General features: G+C 62.3%; 13 protein-coding genes. 4 read left to right on the plus strand and 9 right to left on the minus strand.

Annotated elements, in window-relative coordinates; genetic code table 11:
• Nucleotides 1–68 precede the first annotated feature (68 nt).
• From M1P90_RS05090 to M1P90_RS05100, 3 genes are all read left to right on the plus strand, one after another.
• Entirely contained in the window at nucleotides 69–1,403 is a 1,335-nt protein-coding gene (locus tag M1P90_RS05090; RefSeq protein WP_483701570.1) for an ABC transporter substrate-binding protein, read from the plus strand.
• A gap of 179 nt (nucleotides 1,404–1,582) precedes the next feature.
• Nucleotides 1,583–2,545 carry a carbohydrate ABC transporter permease gene (locus M1P90_RS05095; protein ID WP_483701571.1) on the plus strand — a complete coding sequence of 321 codons (963 nt, stop codon included), beginning with the start codon at nucleotides 1,583–1,585 and terminating at the stop codon, nucleotides 2,543–2,545.
• A 61-nt stretch (nucleotides 2,546–2,606) separates the two neighbouring features.
• Nucleotides 2,607–3,488, plus strand: coding sequence for a carbohydrate ABC transporter permease (locus tag M1P90_RS05100; protein ID WP_483701572.1), 882 nt, complete (start codon nucleotides 2,607–2,609; stop codon nucleotides 3,486–3,488).
• Nucleotides 3,489–3,582: 94 nt separating this feature from the next.
• Here the strand turns inward: M1P90_RS05100 and M1P90_RS05105 are convergent, their stop codons facing one another.
• From M1P90_RS05105 to M1P90_RS05120, 4 genes are read right to left on the minus strand one after another with little or no spacing between them, the layout of a single operon-like run.
• A complete protein-coding gene (locus M1P90_RS05105; protein ID WP_483701573.1) occupies nucleotides 3,583–4,725 on the minus strand; it encodes a Wadjet anti-phage system protein JetD domain-containing protein in 1,143 nt (380 codons plus the stop codon).
• Nucleotides 4,722–8,069, minus strand: coding sequence for an ATP-binding protein (locus tag M1P90_RS05110; RefSeq protein ID WP_483701574.1), 3,348 nt, complete (start codon nucleotides 8,067–8,069; stop codon nucleotides 4,722–4,724). Before M1P90_RS05110 ends, M1P90_RS05105 begins: the two co-directional genes overlap by 4 nt.
• The gene (locus M1P90_RS05115; RefSeq protein WP_483701575.1) at nucleotides 8,044–8,631 is read right to left on the minus strand and encodes a DUF4194 domain-containing protein; all 588 of its coding nucleotides are present in this window, start codon (nucleotides 8,629–8,631) and stop codon (nucleotides 8,044–8,046) included. Before M1P90_RS05115 ends, M1P90_RS05110 begins: the two co-directional genes overlap by 26 nt.
• Nucleotides 8,621–10,078, minus strand: a complete 1,458-nt coding sequence (locus M1P90_RS05120) for a DUF3375 domain-containing protein (protein WP_483701576.1) — start codon at nucleotides 10,076–10,078, stop codon at nucleotides 8,621–8,623. Before M1P90_RS05120 ends, M1P90_RS05115 begins: the two co-directional genes overlap by 11 nt.
• A gap of 275 nt (nucleotides 10,079–10,353) precedes the next feature.
• On the opposite strand from M1P90_RS05120, the gene M1P90_RS05125 reads away from it, so the two are divergent.
• Nucleotides 10,354–12,384 (plus strand): SPFH domain-containing protein, encoded by a 2,031-nt coding sequence (locus M1P90_RS05125; protein ID WP_483701577.1) that lies wholly within the window; start codon nucleotides 10,354–10,356, stop codon nucleotides 12,382–12,384.
• 1,230 nt (nucleotides 12,385–13,614) lie between these two features.
• On the opposite strand, the gene nhaA is transcribed toward M1P90_RS05125, so the two are convergent.
• From nhaA to leuC, 5 genes are all read right to left on the minus strand, one after another.
• Nucleotides 13,615–14,988 (minus strand): Na+/H+ antiporter NhaA, encoded by a 1,374-nt coding sequence (nhaA, locus tag M1P90_RS05130; RefSeq protein WP_483701578.1) that lies wholly within the window; start codon nucleotides 14,986–14,988, stop codon nucleotides 13,615–13,617.
• A gap of 197 nt (nucleotides 14,989–15,185) precedes the next feature.
• Nucleotides 15,186–15,833 carry a class I SAM-dependent methyltransferase gene (locus M1P90_RS05135; RefSeq protein WP_483701579.1) on the minus strand — a complete coding sequence of 216 codons (648 nt, stop codon included), beginning with the start codon at nucleotides 15,831–15,833 and terminating at the stop codon, nucleotides 15,186–15,188.
• Nucleotides 15,823–16,323 carry a YqhA family protein gene (locus M1P90_RS05140; protein ID WP_483701580.1) on the minus strand — a complete coding sequence of 167 codons (501 nt, stop codon included), beginning with the start codon at nucleotides 16,321–16,323 and terminating at the stop codon, nucleotides 15,823–15,825. The genes M1P90_RS05135 and M1P90_RS05140 overlap by 11 nt, the downstream gene beginning before the upstream one ends.
• A 110-nt stretch (nucleotides 16,324–16,433) precedes the next feature.
• Entirely contained in the window at nucleotides 16,434–17,039 is a 606-nt protein-coding gene (gene leuD, locus M1P90_RS05145; protein WP_483701581.1) for a 3-isopropylmalate dehydratase small subunit, read from the minus strand.
• 186 nt (nucleotides 17,040–17,225) lie between these two features.
• The gene (leuC, locus tag M1P90_RS05150; protein WP_483701582.1) at nucleotides 17,226–18,653 is read right to left on the minus strand and encodes a 3-isopropylmalate dehydratase large subunit; all 1,428 of its coding nucleotides are present in this window, start codon (nucleotides 18,651–18,653) and stop codon (nucleotides 17,226–17,228) included.

Raw genomic sequence — 18,653 nt, forward strand, 5'->3', positions numbered from 1 at the left:
GAAGGAACAGACGGTGGCTGAAGGACAGGCGAACTCCGGTTGGTTTCAACATTGAAAGGAAGCGTACCATGGCGACAGATGCTCAGCGAAACAATGAGAACGGTCAACGATTGAGCCGGCGCGGTTTCCTACGCATGGTTGCGGCATCGGCAGGGGCGGCGGGTTTGCTGGCGGCGTGTGGCGGCAGCACCGGTGGCGGCTCGGCGGCCAGCGGCACCAGCGCCCCGGCGGCGGGCGGCAACGCCATCGAGATCACCCACTGGTACCACCAGTATGGCGAGGAAGGCACACAGCAGGCGGCCAATCGCTACGCGGCCGACTATGCCAAAGTCAAGCCTAACGTCAAGGTGAATGTGGTGTGGAAGCCGGGCGACTACGGCACCGCGCTTAATGCCGCGCTGCTCGGCTCGGATGCGCCCGACGTGTTCGAGAGCCAGCTCAACCGCGACTTCGTGACCTCGGGGCAGGTTGCCGCCCTCGACGATCTGTACGCCGATGTCAAGAGCGACTTCAACGACGTGGGCCTGCGCGCCAACACCGTTGACGGCAAGCTCTACGGCGTGAAGATGATCGACGACATGGGCATGATCTACTATCGCAAGAGCCTGCTCGACGGCGCTGGTCTCAAGCCGCCAACAACGCTCGACGAGCTGGGCGCGGTGATCGATAAGCTCACTGCCGGCCAGGCCAAGGGCTTCTTCGCGGGCAACGACGGCGCCGTCGGCGTGCTGGGCGACGAGCTGCTGTGGTCGTCGGGCCACGATCACCTGACCACCGACAACAAGGTCGATTTCAATAACGACGACGTGATTGCCGCCTTCACTAAGGGCCAGCAGTGGCTCAAGGATCATGCGAACAGCATCCTGAGCGGCGCGCCAACCGACTGGTGGGATCCTTCAGCATTCACCACCGGCCTGGCCGCCGTGCAGTGGACTGGCCTGTGGGCCATGCCGGGCATCAAGAAGGCGATTGGCGACGACTTCGGCGTGGTGCCGTGGCCGCAGATCGACGCTGGCAAGGGCAAGCCCGCCACCTTCTGGGGCGGCTGGTCGCAGTTCGTCAACGCCAAGAGCAAGAACCTCGAAGAAGCCAAAGCCTACGTCAAGTGGCTGTGGATCGACAACAAGGACATCCAGAAGGACTGGGCGCTGTCGTATGGCTTCCACGTGCCGCCGCGCAAGAGTGTGGCCGCCGAGGCCGAGCCACTCAAGAGCGGCCCGGCGTCGCAGGCCGTCGAGTACATCAACAAGTACGGCGTGCCGGGCAACCCAAGCTGGACGGGCGCAATGGGCACGGCCTGGGGCGACGCAGTGAATAACATGCTCAAGAACGGCGCCGACCCCAAAACCGAAATTGCCGCAGCCGCCACCAAGGTTGAAGCCGAGCTGGCCAAGCTGAAATAAACCTGCCGTTTCGGGGTACAATACGGCGGCTGCGCGGGCACTGGCACCTCTCGCCCGCGCAGCCGCGCCAGCATTCCGCGCCGCGTCACTGCGGCACACCGCACCGAGTCAGCGCAGACAATCCCTGCCAGCAACGTACTACCCTGGAGCGACGCCGCTGATCCTGACCAGGAGGGACGATGGGTATACAAAGCATCACACCGGCAACGGCCGCGCGCAGCCAATCGGCGCGCCGCCGCAACATGCGCACCACACTGGCGTTCTGGGCATTCGTTGGCCCCATGTTTCTTGGCCTGATCGTTTTCACCTACATCCCGATCATCTGGGGCTTTGTGCTCAGCTTCTTCGAAGCGCGCCGCACCGTCACGCCCACCCAGTTCGTCGGCCTGCAAAACTACATCACCATGCTCAGCGACACCGCCTTCCGGCAGGCGCTGGCGACCTTTGCCCTGTTCGCCATTTTTATTGTGCCAACAACCGTCGCGATTTCGCTGGGGCTGGCGCTGCTGGTGAATAGCGTGAATCGCGGGCAGGCGTTTTTCCGCTCGGTGTTCTTTATTCCCACCGCCTGCTCGTATGTGGTTGCGTCGCTGGTGTGGAAAATGAACATCTTCAACGGCCTGCCCTTTGGCGTTGCCAACCAGATTCTCAACCTGTTCGGCATGAACTCGATTGTGTGGGTTGGGCCGCCGCAGCCGCCGCTGTACTGGCTCCCGCTGGTAACAGTGCGCCTGTGGCTGCAGGTCGGCTTCTACATGATCCTGTTCCTGGCCGGCTTGCAGGAAATCCCGCGCGCGCTGTACGAAGCGGCGTATGTGGATGGCGCGCGCACCGGCTGGACGACCTTCCGCTATATCACCTGGCCGCTGCTGCGCAACACAACTGTGGCCGTGGTGCTGCTGAACCTGATCGCGGCCTTCCAGGCCTTTGACGAGTTCTTCAACATTCTGGCGGGCGGCGGCTCGGCATCGAGCAACCTGAACCTGGCGCGCCCGCCGCTGATCTACCTCTACCAGATATCCATCGGCGACCAGGATTTTGGGCGCGGCTCGGCCGGCGCATTTATTCTGGCCGCGATCATTATTGTGATCACCGTGATCCAGGGGCGCCTGGCCGGCTTTGGGCAAGGCGATCGGGGATGATGCGCTCGGAACCACGGCACGCTTGTTTGAACCCTTGCGCATCGTCAGAATGAGGTGATTTATGGCAGTTGCAACTCCTCCCGCCGAAACGCGGCCCGTGCGCCCGGCCGGCCGCGCGCGCACGCGCCCTGGCACAATCATCAGCTACGTCGCGCTGACGCTGCTGGCCATCCTGTTCCTGGTGCCCTACTACCTGATCTTCCGCAACGCGCTGCTGACGCAGCCGGAAATCCTGTCGTTCAAGTGGGTCTGGCTGCCCATCCCGCCGCACTTCGAGAACCTGCAGGCGCTGTTTGAAGATCAGGCTGCACCGATGGCGACGGGCCTGCGCAACTCGGCGGCGGTCGCGATCATCCAGACGGTCGGGCAGATCTTTATTGCCTCGCTGGCCGGCTATGGCCTGGCGCGCATTCCCTACCGCTGGTCGAATGTGGTATTCTATGCCATGCTGCTGACGCTCATGATCCCGGGCGCAGTGACGTTTGTGCCGCTGTTCGTGCTGGTGTCGAGCATTGGCTGGGTGAATACCTTGCAGGGCCTGATCGTTCCGGGCCTGTTCAACACCTTTGCGGCCTTTCTGTTCCGGCAGTTCTACCTCGATTTCCCACAGGATCTTGAGGACGCCGGGCGTGTCGATGGCCTGAACTACTGGGGCATCTACCGCTACATTCTGCTGCCAAACTCGCTCGGCATTATGATGGCGCTTGGCCTGATCACCTTTATCGGCAGCTGGAACTCGTTCCTGTGGCCGCTGATCATCGGGCAGAGCGACCGCTGGTGGACGGTGCAGGTGGTGCTGGCGACCTTCCTGACCGCGCAGACGATTAATTTGCCGGCGCTGTTTATGGGCGCGGCAGTGGCGGTGCTGCCGCTGGTGGTGATCTTTATCGTCGCGCAGCGCTACATCGTGGAAGGCGTGACGGTCAGCGGTATCAAAGGCTAAAACTCGGCTGTTCCCAGCCCACGCGCGGCGCCTTCGGGTGCCGCGTTTGTTGTTGGGGCGCGTTCAATGTTTGCTGAATAGCACCCAGGAATATTTATACGAAACGTGCGAGGTAGCGCACAACATACGAAAAGCTAATCCGTTCCTGTTCCAGCCGCAAATTTGAACGCGTAAGATTAGCGAATAACGCTTGTTCGTCGGGTGTCAGCGCTGGGAGTTCCGTGATTGAGGAAGGCGTTCCCGCGACGGCAAACTCGCGGAATGACTCGAACGTCGCGCTATCCATCATCAGCGAAACAACCTGCGGAAACAGCGCGCGCAGCCGGGCGAGGATCTGGAAGCCGTGCGCGTCGAGATCGCCCCAGTACCAGATCGCGCATGTTCTCATCCACGGCAGCTCGCGCAGAAGTTCGACCTGGAAGCCGCTGCCGAAAATTGCGATTGTGTCTGGCATCGGCGGCAGGGTCAAGAACACCATTTTGTTCTCGACAACCAGGCAGCGAAGGCCGTCGCATGGTAACCTGGCGAGTTGCGCGGCTGGCGCTGCCAGATCTTCGAGCGTCAAGCCAAGCCGGTCCCACAACGCCTCGTCGAGCAGTCGCACCCGAATGAGCGCTGTGTCGTAGCGCAAGCCGTAGCGTCGCTCGAAACTCTTTTCGCCCGCGTCAATTGCTTGATCTGGCAACAGCGCGTCGAGCAGGCGCGTGAGAATCGGGGCATGCTGCTCGACAAACTTGGTGTGAACTGCGATTGGCAGCTCGCGGATGTACATGTCTGGGCGCGGGTTCGCCAGGAAATACGCGCACACACGCAGGAGCTCGGGCCACGCGCCGTGGTGTTCGATCACCTGCTGCGGGTTGGCAACAAGCCACGGCTCCAGCGCCGGCTGCGCCGCGCGGATCAGCGCCACATCGGCCACAAACGCATTGAACTCGGCAGTTTTGCCAAGCAGCAACAGCAAGTCTTCGGCGCTTGGCACACGAATGCGCGTGGGCAGCGACTGGCTGCCAAGCGCTCGTGTCGCCCGCGTCTGCATTTCGACGCTATACCCAAAGCCGCGCCGCTCCTTCGCGCCGTCGAGCAGTGCGGCGACGGCCCGCTCCAGGGCACGGAAATCGGCGGGCGGCGCGCCGGCAGGAAATTCGAGCGGGGCGAACGGCTCATCGTGCAGCCACCCGCGCAGGAAGAGGAGGTAGGCGCGGGCGGCTTTCGCGGTGATGTCGGCTGGCGTGATCATGCTTCGGTCCGCGCGAGTTGCTCGAAAGATGCTTTCTGCTCGTAGTACTCACGAATGGTCAGGTTCGCCACACGCGAGTCGTTTTCGTCGGCGGTGTTGCTGACGAAGTGGCACGAGGCGATATATGGCTCGACCACGTGCGTTTTGTCGAGCGGCGTGACGACCAGCAGCTGCAAATTGAGCTGCTTGAACAGGTTCATGGCGTAGCGGGCGTTGTCTTCGTCCGACTTGCTGAACGCCTCGTCCACCACCACGAAACGAAACGTTCGCGCGCGCTGCTCTTCCTGATCCAGACCGTACTGGTAGGCGATTGCTGATGCCAGGATAGTATAGGCCAGCTTGGCCTTCTGCCCGCCCGACTTGCCCGATGAGTCGGAGTAAAAGTTCTTTTCCTTGTCGTCCTCGCGGTAGCGCTCTTCGGCGGCGAAGTCGAGCCAATTGCGCACATCAGAAACCTTATAGGTCCAGCGCTCTTCCGAATCGAAGCGCTCGATCAAGGCGCGGATACGCTGAAAGCTTGCTTCGTTTGATTCGGCGCTGCGCTGGCCGACATCGGGGATGCAGGCGCGCAGTTGGCGGCGAAACTCCTGCACCTCGGTGTCGCGCGCGGGGTCGGCCCGCAGGCGGATATAGGTGGCGGGGGTGTAGTCGATCAGGCGCAGCGAGCGGTTGAGCGTTTCCACGCTTTCGCGGATGGTGTCGACCTGGGTATCGAGCGCGCCCTTGAAGCCAACAATTGAGTCGAGCACCTTGCCGTCGAGCCATTGCTTGAAGCGCTGCCGGTAGGCTGGCAGATCGTCGCGCTCGATCCGATCGAGCATGCGTCGGCATTCGCCCACCGCCGCGATCGAGCTGTCGAGATCAGCAGTGTCGGCCGGATAGTCGCGCTTGAAGTTGACGATCTGCGCGACCACGCTGCTTTCGAGCTTGCCCAAGTTGGCGCTGAGCGTTTTGATGCTGTTGTTGTAGTAGCGCTCGGTCTGGTTTTGCTGCTCGTCGATTGTGTCGAGGGTGAGCGGTTTGCCTTTGAGGTCGGCGTCAATCCGCGCGATGATCGGCTGAAGCGCCGGGCTCGGTTCGGCGGCACGATGCGCGCATTCGGCGTGCTGGCGCTGAAATCGCTGCACGTCGTTTTCGCGCGTGCCAATCAGCGCTTGAAGCTCGGCGCGCGTCGTTTCTTCCGTCTTGATCTGTGCGCTCAATTCGTCGAGTTGCTGCTGAAGCTTTTGAAGATGGTTGGCACTGGCTTCAAGTTCGCGCTGCTGGGCCTGAAGCGTGTTGATCTGCTGTTCGTCGGCGCGCCAGTCGAGGTCGGCAAAATGTTCGAACGCAAGCAGATCGCGCAGCCCTTGCTGGCGCTTTTTCCACTCATCGCTGTCCTGCTCGTTCCTGCCGATTGCCGCACGTATGTCGCGCAGTTCACGATCGCGGGCCTGCAATTCGTCTTTCAGCGCGGCGACCTTCTCGCGGTTGTCCCAGCCGAGCACATAGCGCGTGCGGTCGTTCAGGCCAAAGCGGTCGTCCTTTTCGTGGCGCGCCCCGCCGCTTTTGACCTGGCCGTTGATGCTGAGCGCCCGCCGCTCGCGCTGAAACTGCTCGATCTCTTCGCAGCATGTGTAATCCCAATGTTCGATCAAATCGCCCTTCAGCCAGTCGTGCAAGGCGCTGCCGGGCTTGATTTCCAGCTTGAAGATTAGCGCGTCGGCATCAAGGCCGGTGGTGCTGGGCGAGGCGCGCCGTTCGCCAACACGGTGGTAAACCAGCCGGCCGCGCAGGTTTGCGCCGTCGACGTAGCCAGCCACGCGGCGGTAATTGGCTTCGGTAACGAGCAGTTGCCGGCCATAGCCGCGCAGCAGCCGCTCGATCGCGCCTTCCCAGGGCTTTTCGCTGTCGCGCACTTTCAGCAATTCACCAATGAATGGCATGTCGGCTTCGGGAATGTCGAGCGCGTGGGCAAGCTCGGCGCGCAGCCGCAGGTCTTCCGATGGGATGCGGCTTTTGCGCTGCTGGAGCGAGCTAATCTCGTCGTGCAGCTGCTGGCGCTCGCCAATGAGCCGACCTTCCTGCTGTTTAAGCGTGTCGCGATCGGTTTGCAGCGCGCGCAGTTCGCTGTCGATTGCCGGCAGCTTCTGGCGGATTGTGCGAATTGTTTCGTAGAACGCGGCCTCATCGGTGAGCGCGGGAATGCGGAGCTGCGCTGCTGTCTGGTTATAGCGTTCGGCCTTTTTACGTCGCTCGGCCATGCGCTCGCGGGCGCGCGCAAGTTCCTGCTTGAGTGATTCGAGCCGCTGGCCGATTTGGTCGTTGGTGATCGCGGCGTACAGGTCGCGCTCCTGCTGGCGCAGTGCGGCAAGCCGTTCTTCCAGCGTGGTGCGTGTTGCGGCGTGCTGTGCAAGCTCGTGGCGGGCGGCGCCAATTGCACGTTCCAGCAGAGCGAGTTTGTGGCGGGCGAAATAGTGGGGCGCAACTTCGGCGCAGCGCTCGGCTTCGGCGATTCGCCCCTGGAGCTGGCTGTGTTGATCGGCTTCGGTCAGCAGCGGTCGCAGGCGGGCAAGCTGCTGCTCGGCTTTGGCAATCGCGTCGTGGGCACTGGTCAGGTTTTTGTAGTTCTCACGCAGCAGCTCGATCCGCGCCTGGGCGTCGGTCTTTTCGAGCATATGCTGACGCACAAACTCGTTCAGGCCGCCGATTTCCTTGATGGCCACTGTCTGGTTGAACAGGTCGAGCGCCTTTTCCGAGCGCAGACCAAAGCGCTTGAGGAAATCGCGGCTGTATTTTGCGAAGTCGTCGTACACATCCGCGCCGAGGCCGCGCAGACGCTTCTTGCTCTCGTCGGTGCTTTCGAACTGAAAGTGCTCGTGAATTGCGAGTGCGCGCGGCGCGACGACATACAGCTTCTTCAGTTCATCGTCTCTGCCGAAGAACAGCACCTGCGCCAGCGTCACAGTTTGCCGAAGCTGCTCGTTGACAAAGCGCGCCAGCAGTACGCTGTAACTATCTTTTTTCTCGCGCAGATATTGCACACGGCCTTCGTGGCCGGCTTCGTCGCGAACGCGCCCATATGCGCCACGCACATATGTTTTTTCGTTGCGCTCTTTTTTGAGCGAGCCGGAAGCCTGGTTGTAGTTGCGCGGGCGGCTCGGCACCAGCAGCGTCAGCAGCGCATCGACCAGCGTTGATTTGCCCGAGCCATTCGCGCCGGTCAGGAGCGCGGTTCCGCCCTGCGGCTCGATCGCCCAGACGCGGCCATGGAACGTACCCCAGTTATAGACTTCGAGCCGCTGCATGCGGAAGCCCTCGCGCGGGCGCTCGATCTCGTCAGGAATCAGTGTTCGTTGGCGCATGCTGCTCCAGTGTGTTCAAAAGCTCTGAAAGGGCTTCAGAGCCGATCCGAGCTTTTAAAATTGGGCGAACTTCGTAGCGGTTGTCGGTTCCGATCCGGCGCAGGAAGCCAAGATCAACCACTCGGTTAGCCGTTTCGTCGATTTTCTTCAGCAGCGCCCGCTCGTCGCCACGCTCGCGCATGAATGGCCGCAGCATGTCGCGCAAATTATCGCCCGTGATAATCAGTCGGTCGGTTTCTGGCGTGCTGGCCTCGAACTGGTCGAGCCGTTCGCGCAGCAGCGCGCACATCAGCGTGACATGGTAACTCAGCCGGTCGCGGCGCGTCAGGCGCGGCAGCGCCACACGCTGGCCGTCGTCGCCTTCCCATTCTGGCTGGCGCAAAAAGGCGTAGCCGTCAGGCTCGTTCAGCATCAGTTCCAGCCCGATCTTCGCCAGATACTCGCGCACCGGCGTTTCGTGCGTGAGTAGGATGTTCCACGGGCCGGCGTCGTCGTTCGACAGCGGGCCTTGCAGCAGGCGGAGAACGGCCGGAGCGTAGGGCGCGATCTGATCAGGACGCATAGGCGCTCCGGAATACAATGCGCGGCATGGCGATTTCGCGCTCGCCAAATTCGCCATTCGCCGGCAGCATAATCGGCTCGGCAATGTCGTCGTCGATCTGGTGGCGCTCGTCGCGGCTGGCGATCGCCAGGTAGGCAATCAGCTCGGAGAGGCCTTTTTCGGCGGGGTAGCTGTCGAGCACTTCGGCCAGGGTACATGCCGGGCGGGTTTCGAGCATGGTTTCGATGCGCCGCTGCAGCCGGTTTTCGTCGACATAGAACTGCCGATACAGCGCGCCAATACTTTCGCTGTCCCCAATGTCACCTATTTCTTCTGGCTGCGTGGCGAAGATGGTGGCGATGTTCGGCTCCCACAGCAGTTTTTCCATTGGCATACTTATTTCGGGCGGGCCTTCGACCCACAGCAATGCACCCTCGGTCGGCGCGTCGGCCAGGCGCGCAGCGTGAAGCTTGATTGCGTCGATCAGCTCACGCACGCGGCGGCTTTCGGCCAGCGCGCGGTCGTCGAGCAGGCGGCGCACCTGCTCGGCCAGCCGGTGGTTCGAGAGCACAATCTTTTCGCCCGCTTCCAGCAGTGCGCGGGCCAGGCGGCGCAGGAGCGGGTGGTTTGGTGCAAGCTCGGCCAGCATCGGCAGTGTGTAGACCTGATCCAGCAGTGCATGCAGCTCGTCCTGCTTGGCTGGCACCGTCAGGAATTCCCAAAAGGCGTAGAAGCTACGGCCCTGATCCGAGGCGCGCAACTCCTCGTCGGCGTCGAGCACATAGCCCACGACCGTGCCTTTACGCGCTTCCGGGCGCAGTTGTTGCTCCTGCACATTGCGGGCGATGCCGCGGAAATTCTGTTCGACGGTGGCGAAATCGCGCAGCAGCAGGCGCGCCACTTCGCCGGCCTGTAAGAAACGCTCCTTGACCTGTGTTGACGTGAGTGGCTCGACTCGCCCGCTTGCGCGAATGCGCGCAATCTCGGCGTCAATTGTGGCGCGCTCGTGTTCAAGCTGCGCCAGCCGCTGCTCGACGTCCTCCGTGCTGCGAGCGACGATCTCTTCCAGCAAGTTGAAGATCGACAGAAAGCGCGACTCGGTGCCGACAAATTCGCGCCGGTATAATTCCTCGACCCAGCCGATCGCCCGTTCGGCGTCGGCGGTCAATTCCACGGTTGTCTCGTCATCGCTGCCGCGCACGATGATACGGAGAAGCTGATGTTCCTCGTCGCTCCATTGTTTGAGGTAGGCCGTCGCGGCGAGCGGATAGCTGCTGGGGTTGTGTTCGTTCAGCGTTTCGAGTGTTGCGTCGAGCCGCTCAAGTATCGTGGCATAGGGCAGCGAAACACGTTGCTCGACTTTGAACATGTGGTGCAGAAAGCTCAGAATCAGCGCTGCATTCGGGCTTTTCAGCAGCCGCACACTGGCCGATTGCCGCAGATCGAATTGGAGCTGGTCGTGATCCATTTATTGCTCGCCATTCAGCACGGCGTCTTCACTTTCCATTCGTGATTTCATGGGTATCCGCCATACTGAAATAGGCTGCGATCCGTACCGTAGAGGTACGAGATGGCACATATCGGGTCAGGTGCATCGTTTGCACTTTGCTATAATACATTATAGCAGACGCCAAATCGCCACGACGCGTGTAACATACACCCGCGCGCACACGTATACTCAATAGCACTGCATGCGCACACCAATTTTGCTTTGACGTGGCGCATGCGCAGAAAGGAACGATCATGCTCGGTATTCTCTCGGCAGTGGGGGTATTGATTGTCGTTATTTTGATCCTCATCGCGATCTCGGGCTTCATCCGCTACATCCCGAACAATCGCGTTGGCGTGATCGAGAAGCTCGTGAGCGGGCGCGGCTCGGTGAAGTCGGGCTTTATTGCGCTGCACGGCGAAGCGGGCTTCCAGCCGAATGTGCTGCGCGGTGGCTGGCACCTGTTTACGCCGTTTCAGTATCGCATTCACAGTGTGCCGCTGGTGACGATCCCGCAGGGCAAGATCGGCTATGTGTTTGCGCGCGACGGTCAGCAGCTCCAGCCAACGCAGGCGCTCGCTTCGAACGTGACCGCCAACGATTTTCAGGACGTAGCCGTGTTTCTGTCGAACGCTGGCCAGCGCGGCCCGCAGCGCCAGATTTTGCGCGAAGGCACCTATGCCTTCAACCTGGCGCAGTTCGTCGTCATCACCGAAGATACGATCTATTACCTGCCGCTCGACCGTGGCGAGGACGCGGTGTTCAAGCGCATGGCCGATCTGATCCGCGAGCGTGGCGGCTTCCAGCCGGTTGTCATCAAGGGCGCCGACGATCTGGTGGGCATTGTGACAGTGCACGACGGCCCGTCGCTGCCGCAGGGCGAAATTATTGCGCCAACGGTGGGCGACGCCGCCGGCGAAAAGGCGACCTACCACAACAACTTTCAGGACCCCGAGCGCTTTCTGCTGGCCGGCGGTATGCGCGGCCGCCAGCTGCAGGTGCTGGTGGAAGGAACCTACTACATCAACCGCCTGTTCGCCACCGTCGAGATGATCCCGAAAATCACGATCGAGGTTGGCAACGTGGGCGTGGTGGTGTCGTACACAGGCGACATTGGCAAGGACCTGTCGGGCGAGGAGTATAAGCACGGCGAGATGGTAAGCCAAGGCAGCCGTGGCGTGTGGAATACGCCGCTGCTGCCGGGCAAGTATGCCTTCAACACCTACGCCGGCAAGGTCATTATGGTGCCGACTACCAATATCATCCTGAAGTGGAACCGCAGCGAAACCGGCGCGCACCGCCTGGACGAAAACCTGTCCGAAATCTCGCTGATCACCAAGGATGCGTTCGAGCCGTCGCTGCCGCTTTCGGTGGTGGTGCATATCGACTACCGGCAGGCGCCGCTGGTCATCCAGCGCTTTGGCGACGTGAAGCGCCTGGTCGAGCAGACGCTCGACCCGATGGTGGCGGCGTATTTCAAGAACATCGGGCAGACGCGCACGCTCATCCAGCTGATTCAGGATCGCAGCGTGATCCAGTCGCTGGCGGGCGAGCAGATGCGCGAGAAGTTCCAGCACTACAACCTTGAGCTGGAAGAAGTGCTAATCGGCACGCCAACCTCGTCGGCGGGCGACCAGAAGATCGAGCAGATCCTGACGCAGCTGCGCGCGCGCCAGATTGCCGAGGAACAGATCGAGACCTATAACCGGCAGGAGAAGGCCGCAATCAAGGAGCGCGAGCTGCGCGAGGCCGAGTCGCGCGCGCGCCAGCAGCAGGCGCTGACCGAGTCGGAGATCAGCATCACCGTGCAGAGCAACCAGGGCAAGGCCGAGTACCAGCGTTCGCTGCAGCAGGCCGCCCAGATCCGCGCGCTGGCCGAGGCCGAGGCCGAGAAGGCCGCCCGCATCGGTATTGGCGAGGCGATTGCGATTGAGGAGAAGGTGCGCGCTTACGGCGGGCCGCAGTTCCAGGTCACCCAGCAGGTGATGAATCGCTTTGCCGAGGCAATCGAGCGCGCGGGCGTGGACGTGGTGCCGCGCATGGTTGTTGGTGGCGGCGCGAATGGCAGTGGTGGGGCCGGCGGCAACCTGATGGAAGGCTTGCTGGCGATGCTGCTCTCAGAGCGCATGGGCACGCCGCTGAATGGCAATGGCAACGGCGCCGGCCCCGAGGTCGAGGCGCTGCGCAAGCAGATCCGCGAGGGTTTGCTGGCCAGCCGCGCGCAGGAAGAAGCCCCGGCCATGCCCGCGCCAGTGCCGACCACGCCGCTGGTTCCGAAGAGCTAATTGCGCGCGTTTAGCTCAAGCCACAGGCTGCCTGGGCGGACCCATGTCTGGGCGGACCTGTGTGTCCGCCCGCCCTGATTGCTCAAGCAGTGCCTTCTTCAAACCAGTTTGCTCAGGCCGCAAGGCCGCAGGGGGCGACGCCCGCCCCCTGCACCCCCAGCGCCGGGGCTTGCGCCCCAGACCCCAAATTTTAGGTGGTCAGGGTATTAACTGGTTGTATCTCATGCCTCCGTTGTGCTTACCGCTGGCAGCAGACAAGAGAAGTCAAACCAGTTTGTGGCGCTCTCTCAATGACGATGATTATCTCGTCCGATGCCTTGCCCCTATCCACAACGGAGGCATTCTAGGCAGTGCCTTCTTCAAACCAGTTTGCTCAGGCCGCAAGGCCGCAGGGGGCGACGCCCGCCCCTGCACCCCAGCGCCTGGGCTTGCGCCCCAGACCCCAAATTTTAGGTGGTCAGGGTATTAACTGGTTGTGTCTCATGCCTCCGTTATGCTTACCGCTGGCAGCAGACAAGAGAAGTCAAACCAGTTTGTGGCGCTCTCTCAATGACGATGACTATTTCGCTCGATGCCTTGCCCGCATCCACAACGGAGGCATTCCAGGCAGTACCTCCTACAAGCCAGTTTGCTCAGGCCGCAAGGCCGCAGGGGGCGACGCCCGCCCCCTGCACCCCCAGCGCCGGGGCTTCGCCCCAGACCCCAAATTTTAGGTGGTCATCATAGTGAATGTTCGCTTGTTATGCCTCCGTTATGCTTACCGCTGGCAGCAGACAAGAGATGTCAAACCAGTTTGTGGCGCTCTCTCAATGACGATGACTATTTCGCTCGATGCCTTGCCCTTATCCACAACGGAGGCATGACTGCAAAGCACTTCGCAAGGCGATCACGCTCTTTGCAGGGTCCAGGGACGCAGTCCCGGCCGGGGAGTGCAGAGGGCCGCGGTCGGCCCTTTGCCGCGGGGCACGGGGCCGCGCAGGCCCCGACAGCCATTTATCGAGAGAAAGCCTTTGCCGCAGAGCGCGAGGGCGCGTAGCCCTCGCACCCTTCGATACGCGCTTCCGCGCTACTCAGGATGCGAAGGGAGCGAGAGCGCGAGGGCGCGTAGCCCTCGCACCCTTCGATACGCGCTTCCGCGCTACTCAGGATGCGAAGGGAGTGAGAGCGCGAGGGCGCATAGCCCTCGCACCCGTTCGGGCCGACCGATCTGTCGGCCCTGCGAAATCAACCCTACGCCTCGGCCTGCGGCAGCGCCGCCTCGCGCCGCGCCGGTGCCCGCACAAACAGCAGCATCCCTGCCCCACCCGCCAGCAGCGACGCGATCAGGATCGAAAGCTTCGCCGTCGCCAGCACCTCGGGGCGCACAAACGCCAGCGACGCAATAAACAGCGACATGGTGAAGCCAATGCCCGCCAGCACGCCCGCGCCCAGCATCTGGAACCAATTCACCCCGCGCGGCAGGTCGGCCAGGCCAAAGCGCACCGCCAGCCACGCCGCGCTGGTCAGGCCCAGCGGCTTGCCAATGCCCAGCCCCAGCACAATGCCCAGCACCACCGGCAGCGACTCGCCGCCAAGCTGGCTGCCCGCCAGTGGCACGCCCGCATTTGCCAGCGCAAACACCGGCATAATCAGCAGCGACACCCAGCCGTGCAGCGTATGCTCCATTTTCTGCAAAGGCGCCTGCACCTGCTCGCACGCCTCTTCCAGCTCGATCACCGCGCTCTGCTGCTGCTCGTCGCTCAGCATCGGTGTGGCTGTGGGGTCGCGCCGCTCGAAGACATCGAGGATGGAGCGGGCGCGGGCCAGAAAGGTCGGCGCGTCGATGCGATTGCGCGCCGGGATCGTCAGCGCCACCAGCACGCCCGCGATCGTTGCGTGCACGCCCGACTGGAGAAACGCCAGCCACACCACCACGCCCAGCACTGCATAGATGATCGGCGTGCGAATGCCAAACGCATTCACGCCAAACAGCACCAGCAGCACCGCCAGGCCCACGCCCAGCGCGGCAAGGTTCAGCCCGCCCGAGTAGAAAATCGCAATCACCAGCACTGCAATCAGGTCATCCACAATCGCGACGGCAGTCAGGAAGATTTTCAGTGTGAACGGAATGCGGCTGCCCAGCAGCGCCATACAGCCCAGCGCAAAGGCAATATCGGTCGCCATTGGCACGCCCCAGCCGCGCGCGCCCAGCCCGCCCGCGTTCAGCGCCAGAAAGATCGCCGCCGGCACAAGCACGCCGCCCACCGCCGCGATGATCGGCAGCGTCGCCGCGCGCAGGTTCGCCAGCTCGCCCACCAGCACCTCGCGCTTGATCTCCAGCCCCACCACAAAGAAGAAGATCGCCATCAGGCCATCGTTCACCCAGTGCAGCACGCTTTCTTTCAGCTCGAACGGCCCCGCCACAATGCCGACTTTGGTTTCCAGCAGCGTGAAATACGCCTCGGCCAGCGGCGAGTTTGCAATCAGCAGCGCCAGGATGGTCATGCCCAGCAAAATAATGCCGCTCGACTGTTCCTGCTGAATGAATTCCTGCATTGGCCGCAAAATCCGTGCGATCGATGTCGTGCTCCAGTGGCTGGCAAGCATCGGTTGTTTCTGGCCCATCGTCATTCCTTTCCTCGTCCGCTGCTGCCCCGGCGCCCAAAAGCGGGCAACAAAAAAGAGGCAGCACAAAAACTGTGTCAGCCTCCACCCGTTCGGGGAACGGGCCCCGAAACCCTCTTTAATTGATGCTATCGCCACTGATGCGGGCGCCACTGCCCGCCCCGTATGATACCCGCAAATGCGCGGTTCGGCAAGTGTTACGCGGGCTTGAAACCGGCCAGCAGCGCCAGCTCGCGCCACTTCCAGTAGCAGTCGGCGTGCGCAAAGCCGATCTCGCGCAGCCAGCCAAGCTGTGTTGCCATGTCGAGCAGCTTGTTCGATTGATCCTCGGTTTCGGGGGTGATGCCGAGCGCCGCCAGGAATTGCGCGTGTACTTCGGGCGTTGGCGAGTCGACATGCTCAAGGTTGCAGAACGCGCCACCGGGCACCAGCCGCGCGAACGCCTCGGCATAGATCCCGCGCTTGCGGTCGTCGGTGCAGTGGTGGATGGCAAAGCTCGACACAATCGCGTCGAACTGGCCCAGCTCGGGCAGCGGGTGATCCATATTGTGTTCAACAATCGTGACCAGCGGGTCGCCCGCGAAACGCTCGCGCGCGGCCTGGAGCATGGCCGGCGAAAAATCCAGCGCCACGGCTTCGGCGTGCGGTCGGTCGATTTTCAGCAATGCCAGCAGCCGCCCGTCGCCCGTGCCCAGGTCGAGAATGCGGCGCGCGCTGCGCGGCACCAGCTCCAGCAGCGTGGCCTCGCCCTCGGTGCGGTGCGGCACCCGGTCGGCGCGCGACAGGTAGCCCAGCGCGTGCTCGGCATTGGCCCACTCGTTGATCGGTGCAGGCTTAGTGCTCATTCGCTCCATCCTTCTCTGTTTTGGCTGGCTTGCCCTTCTTCTGCCCGGTGAAATAGGTCAGCGCCACAATCACCAGCGCCACCGCCGCGCCATAGCCCAGCAGCTCGCGCTGGCCGTCCCACGAGATTAGCTGGCCCAGGAACAGCACTGCCATCACCACCACAACCACGCCAATCAGCTTGTCCTTTAGGTCGTCGAGCGTGTGGATCTCCAGCCATGCCGGCAGCGGCAGCTGGTCGTCAATGAACAATTCGTACAGGCCCACGGCGATCACATACAGCACCGTGGCCAGCAGAAACAGGTCGACCAGCTCGATCGCGCCGAGCAGCAGGGTTTTGCTGCCCTTGCTGCCCGTGCCTGCAAACAGGCCAGCGAGCAGCGCATAGGTTTCGGCTGCGCCATAGATCAGCAGCGCCGTCGCAATCAGAAAGATCGCAATCACGGCGATGATGATCAGGAAGCGGCTGGCGGAGATAATCTTGCGGGCCATAGGCGTAGCAATAAAACATCCACAGATCACGCAGATTTCTCAGATTAGGGCGCGATATAGCTCAATCTGTGTCATCTGTGTAATCTGTGGATCATAGAAAAAGAAAGCCGCTAGGTCGTGTGGAAGCTGGACTTGTGGTCGGCCTCAAACGCAGTGATTGCGTCGTCTTCGCCCAGCAAAAAGCCCATCTGGTCGATACCGTTGAGCAGGCAGTGCTTGGCGAACGACTCGATTGGGAAGCCGACGCTCTGCCCGCCCGGCAGCACCAGGCGCTGGTTCGCCAGGTCGACCGTGAGTGTGGTTTCGGGGTCTTCTTCGCACATGCTCACAAGCTGGTAGTAAGTTTCCTGATCGACCTGAATAGGCAGCAGGCCGTTTTTCAGCGAGTTGTTGCGAAAAATGTCGGCGAAGTGCGTGCTGACTACCGCCTTGAAGCCGTAGCCCTGCAGCGCCCAGGGCGCGTGCTCGCGCGACGACCCGCAGCCGAAGTTGTCGCCGGCCACCAGCACCTGCGCGCCCTGTACCTCGGGCCGGTTGAGCACGAAGTCGTCTTTTGGCGTGCCGTCGGCGTTGTAGCGCCACGAGTAGAACAGCCCTTCGCCCAGGCCCGATTTGTCGGTGACCTTCAGGTAGCGGGCGGGAATGATCTGGTCGGTGTCGATGTCGTTGATTGGCACGGCCACAGCCTTGGCCGCAAATGTTTTGATTGGGTCCATTGTATCCTCTTTTACGTATGAAGCAGCCTGACGCTGCCCTGGTGCAGCTGATTGTTGGACGTAAGTTGCGAGAAAATCGGTCGAGCGTTTGCCATGAGGGTACAACGACGCGAAAGAACAGGCTTTTTATTTCTCTGATCTTCGTGCCTTCGTGCCTTCGTGGCAAAACGTTCGACGTCTTTCTGCCTAGCTGTTCAGCAGCTCGCGCGGGTCGGTGATCGCGCCGTTGATCGCAGTCGCAGCGGCCGTGATTGGGCTGGCCAGGAAGGTGCGCGCGCCCGGGCCTTGCCGCCCTTCGAAGTTGCGGTTGCTGGTGCTGACGGCGTACTTGCCGGCCGGAACTTTGTCGTCGTTCATCGCCAGGCAGGCGGAACACCCGGCTTCGCGCCATTCCGCGCCGGCCGCCTTGAAGATCTCGTCGAGCCCTTCTTCTTCGGCCTGGCGCTTGACGCGCTGCGAGCCGGGCACAACCATCATGCGCACATTCGGCGCGACTTTGTGGCCCTTCAGCACGCCCGCGGCCAGCCGCAGGTCGGAGATGCGCGAGTTGGTGCAGCTACCCAGGAAAACCATGTCGATCTGCTTGCCGATCAGCGGCTGGCCGGGCTGCAAGTCCATGTAGCGCAGCGCCTTATCGAGCGTGCTGCGCTGGCTGGGGTCGGGCAGCTCGCTGGGCGTGGGGATGCGGCCAGTGATCGGCATGCCCATGCCCGGGTTGGTGCCGTAGGTAATCATCGGCGTGAGCGCGTTGGCGTCGAGCACAACCTCGGCCTCGTAGGTCGCGCCTTCGTCGCTCGGCAGCGTGCGCCATTTTGCCACGGCCGCGTCCCACTCGGCGCCCTGCGGCGCGTGCGGCTTGCCGGCAATATAGTTGAAGGTCGTCTCGTCGGGCGCAACCAGGCCGGCGCGCGCGCCACCCTCGATCGACATGTTGCAGATCGTCATGCGCTCTTCCATGCTCAGCGCGCGAATCGCCTCGCCCATGTACTCGACCACGTAGCCGGTGCCGCCGCCCACGCCAATCTTGGCAATGATCGCCAGAATGATGTCCTTGGCGGTCACGCCCTTCTGCAGCCGGCCATCGACGCGGATCGCCATGGTCTTGGGCTTGCGCTGGATCAGGCACTGCGTCGCCAGCACATGCGCCACTTCCGAGGTGCCAATGCCAAAGGCCAGCGCGCCAAACGCGCCGTGCGTGCTGGTGTGGCTGTCGCCGCACACAATCGTCATGCCCGGTTGGGTCAGGCCTTGCTCTGGCCCGATCACATGCACAATGCCCTGGTTGATTGTGCCTAACGTGAATAGCGGAATACCGAACTCGGCGCAGTTGCGCTCAAGCTGGCCCAGCTGCGCAATCGCCTGCGGGTCGATCACGGGAATAATGCCGTCTGGCCCGCGCGGCGTGGTCGGCGTCGAGTGGTCCATTGTCGCCAGGGTATGGTCGGGCCGGCGCACCTTCAGGCCACGCTCGCGCAGCTCGGTAAAGGCCTGCGGCGAGGTGACTTCGTGGATGAGGTGCAGGTCGATATACAGCACTGCTGGCGTGTCGGTCGTCTCGGGCCGGACGATGTGCGTTTCCCAGATTTTCTCGAACAGAGTCTTTGGTGTCGACAT

The organism is Kouleothrix sp. 19917, from assembly GCF_057073505.1.